The sequence below is a fragment of the Pseudomonas sp. ASL3 genome (genome assembly GCF_056680425.1).
Window position 1 is genome coordinate 4,521,964 of the sequence record NZ_CM155281.1, and the last position, 17,644, is coordinate 4,539,607.

Annotated in this window: 15 protein-coding genes and 1 pseudogene; 9 read left to right on the forward strand and 7 right to left on the reverse strand. The window is 57.8% G+C overall.

The window, feature by feature from the left end; all coding sequences use genetic code 11:
* The first annotated feature begins 45 nt into the window (after window positions 1-45).
* The 4 genes from AC1MEE_RS20960 to ychF all read left to right on the forward strand — a co-directional run bounded on the left by AC1MEE_RS20960 (window position 46) and on the right by ychF (window position 3,587).
* A complete protein-coding gene (locus tag AC1MEE_RS20960; protein WP_397449821.1) occupies window positions 46-987 on the forward strand; it encodes a ribose-phosphate pyrophosphokinase in 942 nt (313 codons plus the stop codon).
* 137 nt (window positions 988-1,124) lie between these two features.
* Window positions 1,125-1,715, forward strand: a complete 591-nt coding sequence (locus AC1MEE_RS20965; protein ID WP_480411477.1) for a 50S ribosomal protein L25/general stress protein Ctc — start codon at window positions 1,125-1,127, stop codon at window positions 1,713-1,715.
* Between the two features lie 165 nt (window positions 1,716-1,880).
* On the forward strand, window positions 1,881-2,465 hold the full coding sequence (gene pth, locus AC1MEE_RS20970) for an aminoacyl-tRNA hydrolase (protein WP_480411478.1): 585 nt from the start codon (window positions 1,881-1,883) through the stop codon (window positions 2,463-2,465).
* A gap of 21 nt (window positions 2,466-2,486) precedes the next feature.
* Window positions 2,487-3,587 (forward strand): redox-regulated ATPase YchF, encoded by a 1,101-nt coding sequence (gene ychF, locus AC1MEE_RS20975; RefSeq protein ID WP_480411479.1) that lies wholly within the window; start codon window positions 2,487-2,489, stop codon window positions 3,585-3,587.
* Window positions 3,588-3,859: 272 nt separating this feature from the next.
* On the opposite strand, the gene mug is transcribed toward ychF, so the two are convergent.
* Both mug and AC1MEE_RS20985 read right to left on the reverse strand, forming a co-directional pair.
* Window positions 3,860-4,378 (reverse strand): G/U mismatch-specific DNA glycosylase, encoded by a 519-nt coding sequence (gene mug, locus AC1MEE_RS20980; RefSeq protein WP_480411480.1) that lies wholly within the window; start codon window positions 4,376-4,378, stop codon window positions 3,860-3,862.
* Window positions 4,375-4,998 (reverse strand): TetR/AcrR family transcriptional regulator, encoded by a 624-nt coding sequence (locus AC1MEE_RS20985; protein WP_480411481.1) that lies wholly within the window; start codon window positions 4,996-4,998, stop codon window positions 4,375-4,377. Before AC1MEE_RS20985 ends, mug begins: the two co-directional genes overlap by 4 nt.
* Window positions 4,999-5,257: 259 nt before the next feature.
* Between AC1MEE_RS20985 and AC1MEE_RS20990 the strand changes: the two genes are divergently transcribed.
* From AC1MEE_RS20990 to AC1MEE_RS21005, 4 genes are read left to right on the forward strand one after another with little or no spacing between them, the layout of a single operon-like run.
* Window positions 5,258-6,397, forward strand: coding sequence for an HlyD family secretion protein (locus AC1MEE_RS20990; protein ID WP_480411482.1), 1,140 nt, complete (start codon window positions 5,258-5,260; stop codon window positions 6,395-6,397).
* Window positions 6,394-7,860 (forward strand): MDR family MFS transporter, encoded by a 1,467-nt coding sequence (locus AC1MEE_RS20995; protein ID WP_480411483.1) that lies wholly within the window; start codon window positions 6,394-6,396, stop codon window positions 7,858-7,860. The genes AC1MEE_RS20990 and AC1MEE_RS20995 overlap by 4 nt, the downstream gene beginning before the upstream one ends.
* Window positions 7,861-7,879: 19 nt before the next feature.
* Window positions 7,880-9,346: an efflux transporter outer membrane subunit gene (locus AC1MEE_RS21000; RefSeq protein ID WP_480411484.1), complete on the forward strand. Its 1,467-nt coding sequence runs from the start codon at window positions 7,880-7,882 to the stop codon at window positions 9,344-9,346.
* Between the two features lie 31 nt (window positions 9,347-9,377).
* Window positions 9,378-10,319, forward strand: a complete 942-nt coding sequence (locus tag AC1MEE_RS21005) for an aldo/keto reductase (RefSeq protein ID WP_480411485.1) — start codon at window positions 9,378-9,380, stop codon at window positions 10,317-10,319.
* Window positions 10,320-10,367: 48 nt separating this feature from the next.
* Here AC1MEE_RS21005 and panB read toward each other — a convergent pair whose 3' ends face one another.
* The 3 genes from panB to AC1MEE_RS21020 form a co-directional block, all read right to left on the reverse strand.
* A complete protein-coding gene (panB, locus tag AC1MEE_RS21010) occupies window positions 10,368-11,168 on the reverse strand; it encodes a 3-methyl-2-oxobutanoate hydroxymethyltransferase (protein ID WP_480411486.1) in 801 nt (266 codons plus the stop codon).
* A gap of 115 nt (window positions 11,169-11,283) precedes the next feature.
* Entirely contained in the window at window positions 11,284-12,102 is an 819-nt protein-coding gene (locus AC1MEE_RS21015) for a helix-turn-helix domain-containing protein (RefSeq protein WP_480411487.1), read from the reverse strand.
* A 114-nt stretch (window positions 12,103-12,216) separates the two neighbouring features.
* On the reverse strand, window positions 12,217-12,834 hold the full coding sequence (locus AC1MEE_RS21020; RefSeq protein ID WP_480411488.1) for a LysE family translocator: 618 nt from the start codon (window positions 12,832-12,834) through the stop codon (window positions 12,217-12,219).
* 166 nt (window positions 12,835-13,000) lie between these two features.
* Between AC1MEE_RS21020 and AC1MEE_RS21025 the strand changes: the two are divergent.
* Window positions 13,001-13,207, forward strand: a pseudogene (locus AC1MEE_RS21025) (hotdog family protein); the annotation flags it as partial.
* Between the two features lie 133 nt (window positions 13,208-13,340).
* Here the strand turns inward: AC1MEE_RS21025 and ltrA are convergent.
* On the reverse strand, window positions 13,341-14,624 hold the full coding sequence (gene ltrA / locus AC1MEE_RS21030) for a group II intron reverse transcriptase/maturase (RefSeq protein WP_480410935.1): 1,284 nt from the start codon (window positions 14,622-14,624) through the stop codon (window positions 13,341-13,343).
* Window positions 14,625-15,477: 853 nt separating this feature from the next.
* Window positions 15,478-17,535, reverse strand: a complete 2,058-nt coding sequence (locus tag AC1MEE_RS21035; RefSeq protein ID WP_480411489.1) for a methyl-accepting chemotaxis protein — start codon at window positions 17,533-17,535, stop codon at window positions 15,478-15,480.
* Window positions 17,536-17,644: the final 109 nt, after the last annotated feature.

Genomic DNA, 17,644 nt, shown 5'->3' on the forward strand with positions numbered 1-17,644 from the left:
TTTCTATACTCATCCAGGTATACCCTCAGCCGGCAGGTACTGCGCGTGTCCAAGATGATGGTCTTTACGGGGAACGCTAACCCCGATCTAGCTCGACGTGTCGTACGTCAGCTACATATCCCTCTAGGTGATATCTCCGTCGGTAAGTTCTCCGATGGCGAAATCAGTGCTGAGATCAACGAAAACGTTCGCGGTAAAGACGTTTTCATTATCCAGCCGACTTGTGCCCCAACGAACGATAACCTGATGGAACTGGTTGTGATGGCAGATGCCTTCCGCCGCTCTTCAGCTTCTCGTATCACTGCGGTAATCCCATACTTTGGTTATGCCCGTCAGGATCGCCGTCCGCGTTCCGCACGTGTGGCTATCAGCGCGAAAGTCGTCGCTGACATGCTTACCGTGGTGGGGATCGATCGTGTTCTCACGGTTGATTTGCATGCTGACCAAATTCAGGGCTTCTTCGATATTCCGGTAGATAACATCTACGGCTCCCCCGTTTTGGTGGATGACATCGAAGATCAACGCTTCGAAAACCTGATGATTGTTTCCCCGGATATCGGCGGCGTCGTGCGTGCACGGGCTGTTGCCAAATCCCTGGGCGTCGATCTCGGGATCATCGACAAACGCCGTGAGAAAGCCAATCACTCTGAAGTGATGCATATCATCGGTGATGTCGAAGGGCGTACCTGTATTCTGGTCGATGACATGGTCGATACCGCCGGCACTCTGTGCCACGCGGCGAAGGCCCTGAAAGAGCATGGCGCTTCCAAGGTCTTTGCCTACTGCACACACCCTGTGCTGTCGGGTCGGGCTATCGAGAACATTGAAAATTCCGTGCTGGACGAACTGGTGGTGACTAACACCATCCCGTTGTCAGCCGCAGCACAAGCCTGTGCACGTATCCGTCAACTGGATATCGCACCGGTAGTCGCCGAAGCGGTCCGCCGCATCAGCAACGAAGAATCGATCAGCGCGATGTTCCGCTAAGGGCTCTGCCCAACGCCACATCTCGTTGTCGAAAAGCGCCCCGCCCCAACCTATTGTTGGGGCGGGGCTTTTTTGCCCATATCGCCTGAGCGCTGGTCGCAACCGCTGGGCGAATGTGGTTATTTTGGAGAAACAACATGAATGAATTTACTCTGAATGCTGAAGTGCGTTCCGACCTGGGGAAAGGTGCGAGCCGCCGCCTGCGTCGTCTCGCAAGCCTGGTTCCAGCTGTAGTTTACGGTGGCGAAAAAGCCCCTGAATCCATCAGCATGCTGGCTAAAGAAGTTGCCAAGCTGTTGGAAAACGAAGCTGCTTTCAGCCACGTTATCGAACTGAACGTTGGCGGCACCAAGCAGGACGTCGTTATCAAGGCGCTGCAACGCCACCCAGCTAAAGGCCACGTGCTGCACGCTGACTTCGTACGTGTTATCGCTGGTCAGAAACTGATCGCTCACGTACCTGTGCACTTCATCAACGAAGAAGCACCGATCAAGAAAGGCGGCGAAATTTCGCACGTAGTTGCTGAAGTTGAAGTGACCTGCCTGCCGAAAGATCTGCCTGAGTTCATCGAAGTCGATCTGGAGAACGCCGAAGTCGGTTCGATCGTTCACCTGTCCGACCTCACAGCACCTAAAGGTGTTGAGTTCGTGGCACTGGCGCACGGTAACGACCTGGCTGTTGCCAACGTTCACGCTCCACGTGTAGCACCTGAAGCCGCTGCCGAGTAATTAATTACTTGGTAACGTCGGAGTTGCTCAGGAAACATCGCGAGCGATAGTCAGGCAAGGCGGGCGAGATCGCGGAGTTTACATCATGGTAAATGAGCTTATTTCGTCCACTGTTGCCGCTACCTATAGCGGTGTTATCCACAACTCCAAGGAAGAGCCCCTGTCGTGACTGCCATACAACTGATCGTTGGTCTGGGAAATCCAGGCGCCGAATACGAACAGACCCGGCATAACGCAGGGGCTCTTTTTGTTGAGCGTATTGCTGCGGCGCAACGAGTCAATCTCATCGTCGAGCGCAAATTTTTTGGCCTGACCGGGCGCTTCAGTCACCTGGGTCAGGATGTTCGTCTGCTGATCCCCAACACGTACATGAACCGCAGCGGCCAAGCCGTGGCGGCGCTTGCCGGTTTCTATCGCATCCCGGTAGACGCCATACTGGTGGCGCATGACGAACTCGATCTGCCTCCCGGCGTTGCCAAGCTCAAAGTAGGCGGCGGCCATGGCGGTCATAACGGGCTGCGCGACATCATCGCGCAGCTCGGCAATCAGAATACGTTCCACCGCTTGCGGCTTGGCATTGGCCACCCAGGCGACGCCAGCAAGGTCTCTGGTTTTGTCCTGAGTCGAGCGCCACGCGCCGAACAGGAAAAACTGGACGCCAGTATCGATTTTGCCCTCGGCGTGCTGCCGGATATCTTCGCCGGTGAATGGAACCGAGCGATGAAACACCTGCACAGCCAGAAGGCCTGACTAACTCCGAGGGGAAACATCATGGGATTCAATTGCGGCATCGTCGGCCTACCCAACGTCGGCAAGTCCACCCTATTCAACGCCCTGACCAAGTCCGGTATTGCGGCGGAGAACTTTCCCTTCTGCACCATCGAGCCGAACACCGGCATCGTGCCGATGCCTGATGCGCGCCTTGACGCGCTGGCAGCTATCGTCAATCCAAAGCGCGTTCTGCCGACCACCATGGAGTTCGTCGATATCGCCGGCCTCGTGGCGGGCGCCTCGAAAGGTGAAGGTCTGGGCAACAAATTCCTCGCCAACATCCGCGAGACCGATGCCATTGCCCACGTCGTACGCTGCTTCGAAGACGAGAACGTGATCCACGTCTCCAATAGCGTCGACCCTAAGCGCGACATCGAAATCATCGACCTGGAATTGATCTTCGCCGACCTCGACAGCTGCGAGAAGCAACTGCAAAAAGTCACGCGCAATGCCAAAGGTGGTGACAAGGACGCAGTGGTCCAGAAAGGCCTGCTGGAGCAACTCATTGCTCACTTCACAGAAGGCAAGCCTGCACGCACCCTGATGAAGAACATGAGCGTCGATGAGAAGGCGGCCGTTCGCGGCTTCCACTTGCTGACCAGCAAACCGGTCATGTACATCGCCAACGTTGCCGAAGACGGCTTTGAAAACAATCCGCTGCTGGATGTGGTCAGAGCCATCGCCGAAGAAGAAGGCGCAATCGTCGTCCCGGTGTGCAACAAGATCGAAGCGGAAATCGCCGAGCTCGACGACGGCGAAGAGAAAGACATGTTCCTCGAAGCCCTGGGCCTGGAAGAACCCGGCCTGAACCGCGTGATCCGCGCCGGTTACGAGATGCTTCACCTGCAGACCTACTTCACCGCCGGTGTCGAAGAAGTTCGCGCCTGGACCGTACGTGTCGGTGCCACCGCACCACAGGCCGCAGGCGTGATTCACACCGACTTCGAAAAAGGCTTCATCCGCGCTGAAGTCATCGCCTACAACGATTTCATCCAGTACAAAGGTGAAGCCGGCACCAAAGAAGCGGGTAAATGGCGTCTGGAAGGCAAGGAATACATCGTTAAAGACGGCGACGTGATGCACTTCCGCTTCAACGTGTAACAGGAACCGTGGATTTACACGGATCTCGATAGACACAAAATCCCCGTAATCACTCGCTGATACGGGGATTTTGCGTCTTGGGATCGCCACCCTCCTCCATCGTGATCCGGGATGTTGATGGGTACGCTACCGGGTACGGCGGAGATCCGGCCATGCTGACCGACACCCAAAGCCGCACTGCAAAGCCCAAGGAAAAACCATACAAGCTCACCGATGGAAAGGGGCTGCACCTTTTAAGCCCGTCCCCCAGGTGCCCTTCCTGGGCTATTAATCTAAAACCGACTCTCGCCTGCTGCTAAACAGAGTTGGCGGTACGCGCCAACCAGTTGATCAAGCGTGAACGCGCGATTTCGCCCACTAGGATTGGGCAGCACCCATACCGAGGCATTACCAAAGGTCTTTGCCTGAAGCCCCCACGTAACTTCTCGTTGGCCGGATAACGCGGAATACGCAGCTTTACCGAGAAAAGCCACAAAGCGTGGCGCATAGCGCGCGATCTTTTGTTCAAAATCCGCAGCGGCAGCGATGAATTCATGTACAGACAGCTGATCCGCTCGCGCCGTAGGCCGTTCAACCACGGCCGTTAATCCATACTGATATTGCAAGATCGTCCGATCGTTTTCCGGGCGCACCTCCTCCGGCGTAAAACCGGCAAGATGGAGCGTGCGCCAGAAGCGATTGCCTCTGCCCGCAAAATGATGCCCTTGGGCGGCAGCCGTCACTCCCGGATTAATGCCACAAAAAATCACGGCGAGACGCTCAGTAAGAATATCGTCGAGTCCCTCGCTCATCCGCAGATCACACTGACCGCATGGCGTGCAAGCTGCGTCAATTCAGCGCGGGATTTTCCCGCCCGCGCACGTATCGCAATGCTATGCAGCATGGCTGACGCGAGTGCCGCCAGGGCCACTGGGTCGACATCGTCTTTCAACTCGCCGGAATTGATGGCCGCTCGCAGGCGCGTTTCGAGGTCGGCATCGAGCTTACTGATCAGCCCCGAAAGAGCGTCTCGTATTTCAGCATCCTCAACGGCCTCGGTCGTCGCTGTGCCGATCGCAAAGCAGCCTCGCGGTTGGCTGTCACCCGAGAAGTAGATCGACAACTGCCCCTCGTAGAAACGCATCAACGCCTCGGCCACTGGCAGGTCGTGGTCCGCCAGCGCCTCATGCATGGCCGCAGCGGCAGACTCCCAATACATCTCAAGCGCCTTGATATAGAGCGCGTGCTTGTCACCGAAGGCTGCATAGAGGCTTGGGCGATTCATTCCGGCCGCAGTGGCGATGCTGTCCAGAGAAGCGCCGGAATATCCGGTGCTCCAGAACACACCAAGCGCTTGCTGCAGTGCTGCCTGCGGGTCATACGCGCGGGGGCGGCCTCGACCTTTTCCCTCAGTAATCTTTTTTTGTGCCATGTTGTACAAAATCCTTGAATACGGGTTTGTGAGGGGATATTCTTACACCATCGCACAAAATTAAGGAACCAGAAGTTCCTGAATTTCAGGTTTGTTGTAGCGGAGCTCGAACTGGGTGTTACGGCGACGAAACAGGTGCGGCGGAGCGATCCTCCAGACCGCACACGGGCTTGCTTTCTCATAGCAACTATTGACATCAGGGCCGCAGACGATTTTTGCGGGTGTTGGCCCGATTTCCCGGTTAAAGGTGGATTCGATCATGACTAAACAGTTCGACAACACAGCTACACCAGCCTTCGAGCATCCAGGGCCGAACCAGGCTGACACACCCATCAAGAAACCGTTTAAAGAGAAATTGCGGCCAGTCCTTATGCTGGGTGTGCCTGTCCTCTTTGCGGCGGTTGGGACCGCATACTATCTGGCGGGCGAGCCCTATGTTTCGACCGATAACGCCTACGCCCGGGTGGCGAAGGCATCGATCAACGCGCGCGTTTCCGGACAAGTCGTCGAAATCGCGGTCGAGGACAATCAGCTTGTTCACAAGGGCCAGGTTCTGTTTCGGATCAACCCGGAACCCTTCCAGGTCGCGGTTAGCCGTGCACAAGCACAACTGAGCGTGGCGCGACTTCGCATCGACGGCCTCAAGGCCAGCTACCGGCAGCAGCAGGCTGAGCTGCAATCGGCCAAAGAGTCGGCCGATTTCGACCAAAAGGAGTTTGGCCGCAAGAAGGCGCTGGTCGCGACCGAGTTCGTCTCGCGCGCCACTTACGACCGCGCAGACACCGACCTCAAAGTGTCACGGCAACGAATAGCGTCTATCGAACAGCAGATCGCCAGTACGGTGGTTGCCTTGAACGGTAATCCAAACATCGAAGTCGATAGCCACCCGGCGGTTCGCGAGGCCAAGACTCAGCTCGACGAGGCGCAGCTTTACCTCTCGTACGCGACGGTGTATGCGCCTGACGATGGCATCGTGGCCAAGGTCGACGATTTGCAGGTGGGCAACTATGTAAACAACGGTGCGCCAGCCTTTGCTTTGCTGTCCGATCAACGGACTTGGATTGAGGCCAACTTCCGCGAAACGGAAGTGACCCATATGCATCCGGGCCAGGCAGCTACCATCAAGATCGATACCTATCCTGATCACGTATTCAAGGCCCACGTGGTCAGCATGAGCCCTGGCGCCGGATCGGACTTCTCACTGCTTCCGCCTGAAAATGCGACCGGCAATTGGGTCAAGGTTGTTCAGCGGGTACCGGTGCGACTCGAACTGGATAAGGTGGATCCTGAGCTGCCGCTTTACTCCGGCATCAGCGCCACGGTCAAGGTCGATACCGGGTATCGCAGCCCTTGGTGGCAGTCGTTCAAAACGCTGTTGACCGCAGGTAACGAGCGATGAACACCAACGCGCGCACGCTCAGGTTCGCCGCTCTGCTCGCGACCTACATGCAGTCTGTGAACCTGCCTATGCCGAATGCGGCACTCAGGTTTATTCAGGGCGCCTTGTCGATGACCGACGACGAGGCTGGCTGGGTATTCACTTCATACCTCGCTGCGAGCGCCATCACCATGCCGATTGCGCAGTGGCTCGCCGGACGCTATGGCTTGAAGGTTGTGTATCAAGCCGCGATAGCATTCTTCGTCCTTGGCTTGCTGCTCGCTACGTTTGCAACGACCCCGCTGGAATTCGTAGGCGCACGCATTATTCAAGGCGCCGCGAGTGGCGTGCTGGCGCCCCTCTCGATGGCGATTTCAATGGAAACATTGCCACCTGCACGGCGTGCGAAATTTGGCTCGGTGTGGACGGCCATTGTGCTCTTCGGCATCGTCAGCGGCCCGAGTATCGGTGGTTGGGTCAGCGAACATTATGGATGGCGCTCGATCTTCTACATCAGCCTTCCGGTATCGGCGTTTATCTTCCTCGTGGTGACGCTTTTGCTTCAGGAGAGAAAGGCCGAGAAAAGTCCGCCTTTTGACTTCTTCGGCGTCGGCACCTTCACGCTGGGAATGATCGGGCTGCAAATGTTGCTCGACCGTGGTGAGCGCCTGGACTGGTTTGACTCGCCGGAGATCTGGGTGGAGGCGGTGGCAGGTGCATTGGGGCTCTACCTGTTTGTTGTCCATGTGCTGACCGCGAAGGTGCATTTCCTCAACAAGAGTTTGTTCAAAGACCGCAACTTCGTGCTGTCGACGATCATCTTTTTCGCACTCGGTTTCGTGCTGTTGCCGACGATGGCGCTGACGTCCCCGATGTTGGATGAGATTCTCGGATACCCACCTGTCAGTACAGGCTTGATGACGATACCGCGAGGTGTGGGACTGGTCGGCGCATTCATGCTGATGAGCCGTGTTTCCGATCGTATCGACCAGCGACTCTTCGTTGCGGCGGGCGTAGTGGTGGTGGTTTATGCCAACTGGCTGATGCTCGGCTATTCGCCTTTGATGGACGGGTGGCTCGTAGCGGTTGCCGGTGCAATCCAGGGTGTCGGCCTCGGTGTCTTGATGCCGTCGATCAGCAAGGTGGCGTTCAACACGCTCGACCCCAAGTTCCGCCCGGAAGGTACCGGTTTGTTCAATCTGGCACGTGTTTATGGGAGCACGATCGGCGTTGCGGTCGTGCAAATCTTCTTCTTCAACAATACGCAAGCGATGCACATGGCGCTGGTAAGTAATCTGACGCCCTATCACGCCGCTACGCATTCGGCGTCGATGTCCCTGCAAGCACTTGGGGGACTTAACGAAATGATCACCGGCCAGGCCGCGTTTATCGCAATTATCGACCAGTTCAAGATTTTGATGTTGGCGATGGTGGTGGTGAGCCCGCTGGTTGTGTTTCTTCGCAAACCCGTTCCGACCAACTAGTTTTCGTGGAGTCTGCCAAATGAAAGTTAATACGCTCGAAATCAACAGACATCTGTTCCGAACGAAGCTCGGGGCGGTGTCGGCTCTTATGTTTCTGTCTGCCTGTACCGTCGGCCCTGACTTTGAAACGCCTGCGGCGAGTACGTCGCAGCACTATGATCAACAGGCCGAGCAACATCTCGGCGAGAAGGCTAACAGGCTCGGTGACCAACACATCGACCTTGGCAAGAAGGTCAACGGTGACTGGTGGTCTGCCTTTCATTCGCCGAAGCTCGACAAGGTGGTACATCGGGCCATCGACGGCAATCTTGAGCTGGTGGCTGCCGACGCAACGATCCGCCAAGCGGCTTCCTCCGTCGCCGCGGCGGAGGGTGCACTTTCTCCGCAGGTCGATTTTGGCGCTCAGGCTGGCCGTCAACGCACACACAACGCGCCCGAGGCCTCCGTCTCCAATTTCTATACGATTGGGCCGCGGGTCGGCTTCGACCTTGACGCTTTCGGCGGTATCAAGCGCCAGGTCGAACAGCAACAGGCTTTTACCGATCTGCAGAAGCATCGATACGAAGCGGCGTACCTGACGCTGACGGGCGATGTCGCCAGCCAGGCGATACTGGTGGCCTCTGCAAACGCGCAGATGGTTGCCGTCGAGAAGCTGCTCGCCAATGACGCCAAGAATCTCGACCTGGTGCGCAAGGCTCATGCGAGTGGTGCGACCACCCAGATCGATGTTTCGCTGGCCGAGACGCGGCTCGCTCAGGACCGCACGCTGTTGCCGCCCCTCGCTCAGCAGCGTGATTCGGCCCGGCACGCACTGTCGATTCTGACGGGGAAAGGTCCTGGTGATTGGCTCCCGCCTGACTTCGCTCTTGACGAGTTTGTCTTGCCGCCAAACGTGCCGGTCAGCTTGCCCTCGGAAATGGCCCACGACCGGCCGGATGTACTGCAAGCAGAGGCTGAGCTGCACATGGCCAGCGCCGCTGTTGGAGTCGCGACAGCGAACCTCTATCCCCATGTAACGCTGTCCGCGTCTCTTGCACAGGCCGCTTCAGGCAATGGCGGCGCCGCACTCTGGGGCTTAGCTGCGGGGCTGGCGGGTCCGATCTTCGATGGTGGAACGCTCAGGGCTGAACGTCAGGCTGCAGTCGACGGCTACAAGGCGACTCTCGCCGGCTACCAGCAGACCGTCATTACATCGTTCGGTCAGGTCGCAGACACGCTGCAGGCAATAAACCATGACGCAGAGCAAAACCTGGCGCAGGAGGACGCGTTACGAGCGGCTGAAACGAGTTTTCGGTTGAACCAACAAGCCTACGCGCAAGGCGAGAACAGCATTCTCCAGGTGCTGGAAGCGGAACGTGCCTATGAGCAGGCGTTACTGGGTCGAATCAGTGTGAAGACGGCGCAGTATCTCGACACGGTGCGGCTGTATGTGGCACTCGGCGGTAATGCCGTCGGTGTGTTTGAGCAAAGAGTTGCCTATCGCTAAGAACGCTGGCCCCAGACAATGGAGTAAAGACATGACCTATTACGATGCACTTCGCGATACAAGATTTCCTCTTATACACGGATCTGGGGAGATGCCGGCCGTTGGATTTGGCACGCTGTTCCGAGATCTCACCGTCACCACACAAGCGGTTAAGCACGCGTTGGAAACAGGATTTCGCCATTTCGATTGTGCAGAGCGCTATCGAAATGAGGATATGGTCGGCGTTGCTCTACAGGAAGTTCTGGCGGCGGGAAAGGTCCGGCGAGAGGACGTGTTCATTACCACGAAACTGTGGAACACCAATCATCGTCCCGAGCGAGTCGAACCTGCTTTTGAGGCAAGCTGCCGACGACTTCAAGTTGATTATATCGATTGCTATCTCATCCATACTCCGTTTGCCTTTCAGCCCGGTGAGAATCAGGATCCAAGAGACGAGCAGGGTCGAGTCATCTATGACTCAGGCGTGACGTTAATAGAAACCTGGAGGGCACTTGAGCGCCTCATGGATGAAGGTCGGTGTAAGTCCATCGGCTTGTCTGATATCACGTTGGAGGCTTTACAAGAGATTGTGGCAGCGGCCCGGATAAAACCCGCCGTCGTGCAGGTCGAATCCCACCCTTATCTGCCTGAATGGGAACTGCTTGAATTCTGTCAGCAGCATGGAATCATCGTCCTTGCGTTTGCGCCACTCGGACATGGCATGGAGCCGAACGTACTGGAAGACTCCGTGATTACGCGGATCGCTCAGCGCGTACAGAAGACCCCGGCTCAAGTTGCATTGGCCTGGTCTGTACAGCGCGGCGTCGCTTTCCTGACCACTTCTGCAACACCGAGCCATATCCAGGAAAACTTTGAGATTTCTAGCCTGCCTCAAACGGCCATGCGTGAAATTCAGGAAGAGATTACGACCAGGGTACGATTCAACTCGGTAGTGGAAACCGGTGTGCCTGGGTTTATTCCGCGGAAAAAGTAACGCTCGACGAGGTGAGATCGGCTTCCACCTCGTTCGGGAAATTTCACATCAAGTCGAATACCCATGTTCCACAGCCGGGAACGCCCCGCCCTTCACCGCCGCCACATACGCTTCCAGCGCGGACTGGATGCTGTCTTGCCCCGCCATAAAGTTGCGCACGAATTTGGGTGTGCGACCGGTCAGGGACAGGCCGAGCATGTCATGGAGAACCAGCACCTGGCCGTCAGTCCCCGATCCGGCGCCGATGCCAATGACCGGGATTCGCACCGCTTGGCTGATTTGTTCGGCCAAAGGACTGGGCAGGCATTCCACCAACAACATCGCGGCCCCTGCCTCCTCCAGAGTTCTGGCGGCCTCAACCAGCTGACGCGCACGAACCGGGTCACGCCCCTGAACCTTGAAACCGCCGAGGACATTCACCGACTGCGGCGTCAAACCCAGGTGTGCGCACACTGGCACGCCGTTTTCGGTCAGCCGGCGAATGGTCTCGGCCAGCCAGAGGTCACCTTCCAGCTTGACCATGTGCGCGCCGGCCTTCATCAGGCGGCCGGCGCTCTGCAAGGCCTGCTCGATGCTGGCGTAACTCATGAATGGCATGTCGGCGACAATGAAGGCGCCGCTGTTGCCGCGTTTGACGCAGGCGGTGTGGTAAGCCACGTCATCCACTTCTACTGGCAGGGTGCTGTCGTGACCGTGCAAAACCATGCCCAAAGTGTCTCCCACCAGAAGCATCTCGACGCCAGCAGTACTTGCCGCCTGGGCGAACGTGGCGTCATAACAGGTCAGCATGACGATTTTTTCGCCTCGCTGTTTGAGTCCCTGCAAGGTGGTCAGGGTGATGTTGGACATGATGAGGCTCCTCGCCTTGGCTTAGCGCTTGGGGGATTAGGGATGGCCCAGGACTGGGCACGGACCTGCGATGAAACCTGAGCGAATACGAGTGTCGGAGGCGTGACGGGGTCGGTCAGTGGTCGAACGATTTCGAGGGGTTGCACCAACGCGAAGGCGAAAGGCCGAAGGTCTTCTTGAAGTGCCTGGACATGTGGCTCTGGTCGAAAAAGCCCGCCTCGATCGCGGCATCCGACAACGCCTGCCCTGCCTGGGCGAGCGTCTTCACCCGATCGAGGCGACGCAGGGTGAGATAGCGGTGCGGGCTGGTGCCGAAGAACAGGCGGAAGTCATTCGACAGGCTCCAGCGATCCCGTCCGACGCAGTCGGCGAGGTCGTCCAGGGTAATCGGCTTGTCCATGTTGTCGTCGATATACTCGCGGGCTCGCGCCGCGGCGGAGAAGTGATGGGTTGTCCTGATCAGGGGCTGGCCCGCGAGTTCTGCCAGGGTGATGACGAAAGTGTAGAGAGCGTCATCTTCCGCCAGCGGATCCAGCTCGGCGTCCAGCGTATTCAGCAGCGCATCGGCCGCAGCGGCCAAGCGCGGATCACGGGTAACGCCCGCCTTGAAAAATGGCAGCGGTTTGCCCTTGATGATTTGCTGAACAAGGGACGGGGGTAGGTACACCCCGCGATAACGGAAACCCGCCTCGGAACCGGCGCAACCGTCATGCTGTTCGTCCGGATGCACAATCATGGTTTCTCCGGGCAGGCACAGTTTCGCTTCGCCCCGGTAATGGAAACGGTGCACGCCGGAGACAGTTCGCCCGATGGCGTACGTGTCATGCCGATGAGGGTCGAAGGCATGGGCGCCGAAGAACGCTTCGAAGCGCTCTAATTTCGAGGTCGGGGGCGCATGTCTGACCCAATCCCGTTCCGAATTTCGATCCTGCATGTTGGCGCACCGGTGCGATTGCAGATTTGAACGCTCGGAACGATAGCACGGTCGATTGGCAACTGGCTCAAACCTGTTCAAGTTGCCTTCGCAAACGCTCGCCATGGCACTCACTTATAAAGCCTTAAAGTGCAGGTAGAACTCATGGAACATGAAGTAAGCACAAACCACCAGCGCGAGCCCCATCAGACGATTGAACACCGTGAAGCAGGACTCACGGGTGATACGTCGACCGAGGATGGCGCCCAGCAGCGAGTAGACCCCCGGCGCCCCGCCACCTGCAATCGCCAGCAGTGCGGAGACCATGGCAATTGAGGCGCCGGTGATATGCGCTGCCGGCAGCATGACGCTGGTGATCGGTAGCACCACCATGATGCCCTTGGGATTGAGCACCTGGATCAGGAAACCGTTCCAGAAGGTCAGGGTCTTCTGCGGTGCTGTTGATGAATCGTTGGCCTCCCCCGGCACTGCGGTCGTCGCGGTGTAGACCTGGTAAGCGAGATAGAGCGTATAGATGCCGCCTACCAGGGAAATATAAGGCAGCGCCGCCTGGGAAATAATTGCCTCGCCGGTATAGCCAAAGAGGATGAACAGAACCAACAGCGCGCATCCCACGCCGACGAAGAAACCCAACGAACGGCGAAACCTTCCGGTCAGCCCGGCATTCAGAGCCATGAAATTGACCGGGCCTGGGCTGTACATCACGCTGAAGGCGTAGAGAAAGATTTCCATGACTTGCCTTTAGATACCCAAGGAATAACGGTATTGCCTGGAAGGGGCACTCTTTAATTGCGCCCCCCGTCCAGCGAAGGAGTCGTCGGAGTCTACGCAGGCAACTTATCGCTTGGCTTGTACGTTTGTGGGTGACCGATGACCGGATTGACTCTCGGCAACAACGCCCATTTCCCAAGGCCTGCTGACGGCAAGTCTGGTCACCGAGATCGGCGGGCAGATCGGCTGGCTGGCAGCCGGCATGACTTTCCACTTCAAGAAACCGGTCTATGCTGGCGACACCATCAGCTGTCACTGGGTGATCAAGGCCATGGATGGTCAGGGCCGTGCGACGGCGGCTATCACGATGACCAACGCAACCGCAGTGAAAGTAAAGTCATACGCAGCTTCCAAACCGGGCGCTAAGCCGGATATGACACTCTGATCGGGTCGAGGTAACGGGACTAGCCCGTTACCCCTCCCACACCACCGGACGTGCGGTTTTCCGCATCCGGCGGTTGGACTGCTCAGCATTGCGCTGAGGCGAGATCCTGCGCGGTGATCAGGCCATATTGCTTCAAGCGTTTGTTGTTCAAGGCTTGGTGCATGGCCGGATGTGCCGCCGCTTTCCAAGCTCCGTCGTGAAAACTCACTCGCGCAAGCCCTCGTTTCGAGATGCCCATCTTCAGCAGTTGGGCCATACGACCCTTGCGGTTATGCCACCGCTGCCAAAAGCACTTGCGCATGTGGCGCCGCGTCCATTGTGAGAGCTGCGTGAAGTTTCGCTCCGTGGCCAGCCGGAAATAACCAAACCAGCCAAGAAGATAACCTCTCCATTGCTCAACCAGTTCCCGGGAGGTGAGTCCCTGTCTGGCTGACCAACATTCACGAACGCGTTTGCGGTATCGTTTGACCGTCCTGCCCGACAGGTGATTGTTGCCTTCCTCGTCGATCAGATAACCCAGAAAATCGCGTTCCCAAGGACGACCCGTGCCGCTCTTGCTGGCATTGACCTTCAGCTTCAGATGTTTCTCGATCCACGCCACGATGCTTTCCAGTATTCGCTCTGCGCTGCGCTCGCTTTCGACAAATATCATCAGGTCGTCTGCATAGCGACAGAAGCTCAGCCCTCGAGCTTCCAGCTCCTTGTCCAGCGGGTCCAGATACAGATTGGCCAGCAGCGGACTCAGCGGACCACCTTGCGGTACGCCCGCCGTGCGTTTGTGCCGCTGGCCGTTCAGGACCATGTCCGCGCGCAGGTTCGACGCCAGATACTTGTTCAGCCGCTTGTCCCGGATGTCGCGGGTGATGCGCGTCATGAGTCGGTCGTGATTGACCTCGTCAAAGAACGCTTCAATGTCCACATCGACAACCCAGGTCTTGCCGCTGAGCACGAAGTCTTTCGCCGCCCTGATCGCGTCAAGGTTGCTGCGCCCGGGCCTGAACCCGTAGCTGTGCTCACTGAAACCACCGTCCCAAAGCTTCGTCAGTTGCTGGCTTACCGCTTGCTGGATCACTCGATCCTGCGTGTTGGGAATCCCCAGCAGCCGTTCTCCGCCTTGGGGTTTGCCGATCGTTTTACCCCTGATCGGACCGGGCTGGTAGCTCCCGGCCAGAAGCTTTTCCTTGATGCCCGGCCAATGCTTGACCAAGTGCGCTTCGAGGTCTTCAGTGCTAATACCGTCAACCCCGGGCGCACCTTTGTTGGCCCGGACTTTCTTGAACGCACGGCGCATGTTGTCAGCCTCGACAACCTGCTCCACGCTGATTTCGCTCAACACGTCTCCAGTTTCCTGTTCCGTCTGACACATCACTCGCTCTTTCCTTTCATTAGTTCTCCGGGATCCACCCGGGCATTCATGTCCGGCCAACCCGTCGGTGTCACTGCACTTTTCCGGGTTCGGTTTCAAAGAGCTCTGGCTCAATGTAAGAAGTCCATTACGGGTGTTGTTTATCCTTCGGCCCTTTGCTCCAAGCGCATTACCGCTCATCTTCGCTACTACGGCCTCTGCTGACTTCTCGCTCACTGACGTGTGCGAGATCTCCCCGGGTAAGGTGCCAAAACCATCGGCCCGTGCCGTCAGGCTCTACTGAATGCGTCTTTCGGTGACAGTCGGATTTCGTGGTTCCCAGCACACTAATCGCCCGCATCCAGCCTCGCTGCCTGTTCGTGTTCCTACGGTCGTGCCTTTGCTACGCGCTTCTTTCAGCTTGGCCTCACGGCGTCCACCTTGCGTTTCACTACAGTTGTCGTCACTTACTCTGGCCATCGCTTTCAGATGGCTGGTTTTGGCCCATGCCGGGCACACTGGGAGCAGGCTTGCCTGCGAAAGGGGCGTGTCAGACACACCGCATAAAAGCATTCGCAGGCAAGCCTGCTCCCATCAAACAACCTATAAGTCATTGAAAATAGGCATAAATTTTAAGTCCTGCACCGACCCCATGTAGGAGCTGACTTGTCTGCGATCCGTCCGGGGTCGCGTCCGACCGAAGCGCTGGCAAAAATAGTGAATTCACCACCGCTGGAAGGTCCTTCGGCCCTTATCGCAGACAAGTCAGCTCCTACGCCCTCCGGGCAGAATCGAGACCGTGTTTGCTGCGCGACAGCGCGGCGTCGAAGACAGGGTGGCCCCTCCCACAGAATGGATTGAATATCCTCAATCCTCAGCTCAACTGAAAGCGTGCCGTGTTGTTGCTTAGCGCCTCACTGCCCTTGCTCAGCGTATCGACCGCCTGGTTCACCGCTCGCGCGCCGTCCAGCAATCGCCCGGCCGCCTGATCGACCTGCTGGATATTACCGCTCACCTCGTCAGCCGTTGCCGCCTGCTCCTCGACGGCTGTGGCGATCTGCGCCAGGGTATCGGTCACCCCTTGCACGGCACTGGCGATTTCCCCCAGACGCAGGCCCAACCCAGTCACCGCAGTTGCATCGGTCTCAGCCTGGCCACACGCAGCGTCCATCAGACTGACGGCCTGGCTTACCGTGCTGCGCAAGCTGTCCACAGTGCCCGCGATCTGCGCAGTGGAAGCTTGCGTGCGTTGCGACAGGCTGCGTACCTCATCGGCGACGACCGCAAACCCCCTGCCCTGCTCGCCCGCCCTCGCCGCCTCGATGGCAGCATTGAGCGCCAGCAAGTTGGTCTGCTCGGCAATGCCACGAATCGCATCCACGACCGACTGGATCTGCTGCCCCTGTTCGCTGACGCGTCCCAGCGCCGCTGCAGTGTCGGTCAAGCGCTGGTTAAGCTGCTGAATGCTCGCCGTGGTCCGCTGACTGTCGCGGCTGCTCTCTTCAGCCACGTGACGAGTGTGCTGGGCGCTGGTCGACGCCTGCTCACAGCTTTTCGCCACGCCCTGAGAGGTCGCGGCCAATTGGGTTGCTGCCGTTGCGATCTGGCTGATTTGTAGCTGCTGCTCCTCGACTTCATCGAGCGTGCGATTGGACTGCGTGTTGAGGGTCAAAACCGCGCCACTCAGCTGCAGGGTTTCGTGATCGACACCGAGCAGGCTCGTGCGTAGCTGCACCACAGCGGCATTCAGTGCCGTGCTGATCGCCGCCAGCTCGTCGCGCCCCTCCACTGGTACCTGAACACACAGATTGCCGTCGCGTAAAGACTGGGCCAGAGTTGTGATGCCACTGGCACTGCGCCGGATTGAAGCCTGCAAACACACGAACAGGTAAAGCGCCGCCAACAACAAGCAACTGAAAATCGCCGCCACCGGGATGAACTGCCGAATAGCCTGATCGTGGTAGTAGCCCAGGCGACCATCCAACGAGGCCAGCGATTGATGGCGCAACGCAGCCAAATCATCGAGCAAGGCATCCACGCTACGCTCGAAACCCTCGGGCTTGAGGCTGATGCTGCCACCGAACAACCCGTCATCGAGCACCTTGAACTCACTGTCCAGGTGTTGCTGGCTTTTACGGTACTGATCGGCCCAAGGTTGCATTTCGTGCGGCAGCTTGGCTTCCAGTGAGGCCCCGGTTTTGTTTAGTTGCTCCCGGGCGTCGCCGAGCCGGCCGCGCAGATCACGCATCTGCAAACGGCTTTGCAAGCTGAACTGGCCGGACGTCACCGAGGTTTGACCCACACTGGCCAGACGCCCGACACGCTCGATCAGATCGGGTGCCTGCTGTGTGGATATCTGCATCAACAGATAAGTTTCCCGCCAAGGGTCGATGATCAATCCACTGTCTTGGGCGATTTGTTCACGCAAGTTTTGCAGCGCGCTCAAGGCGGCCGTGAAGCGCTCGTAACCATCCGGCCACCAACCAACCGTGCGCAGGGCCGCAGAATCCAGTCCTGTGACGGCAGCTTGTAGCGTCTGGTAACGATTCTGCGTTTCGGCTGTCGCCCCATCGCTGTGCAAAACGGTGCCCAAAAGAGTGAGCGCCTGACCGACAGCCGGGTTAGCGGCGTCCAGCGCAGTCATGGCTTCACGGGCAGCAGACGTCGGCTCATGAAGAATATCGGCAGCTTTCCAACGGGCAGCACGGTCGCGCTGAGCAGCCAGCAAATCGTCCAGCGTTTCCAGCGCCAATAACTGGCGCACCCCCGCCCGCTCGCCCGATATCAAGGCCAGCTTGTCGCGATAATCCTGGCCAATCATCCATAGACTGCCCACCAACGGCAGCATGAACAGAAGAAAAAGAAGCTGAAATTTGCGAGCAAATCCAAAACGCCCAAGCAGGCGAATCCCCGGTGACAAAAGAGCCTGCATGTCCAACCTCTCATCTGGACACCGTCCCACCGCTTGTGGCCATGGAAGGTGTCTATGCAAAAAAACCGACAGATCGCCGTTTTATATTCGATTATGGAAGCAAGATTTG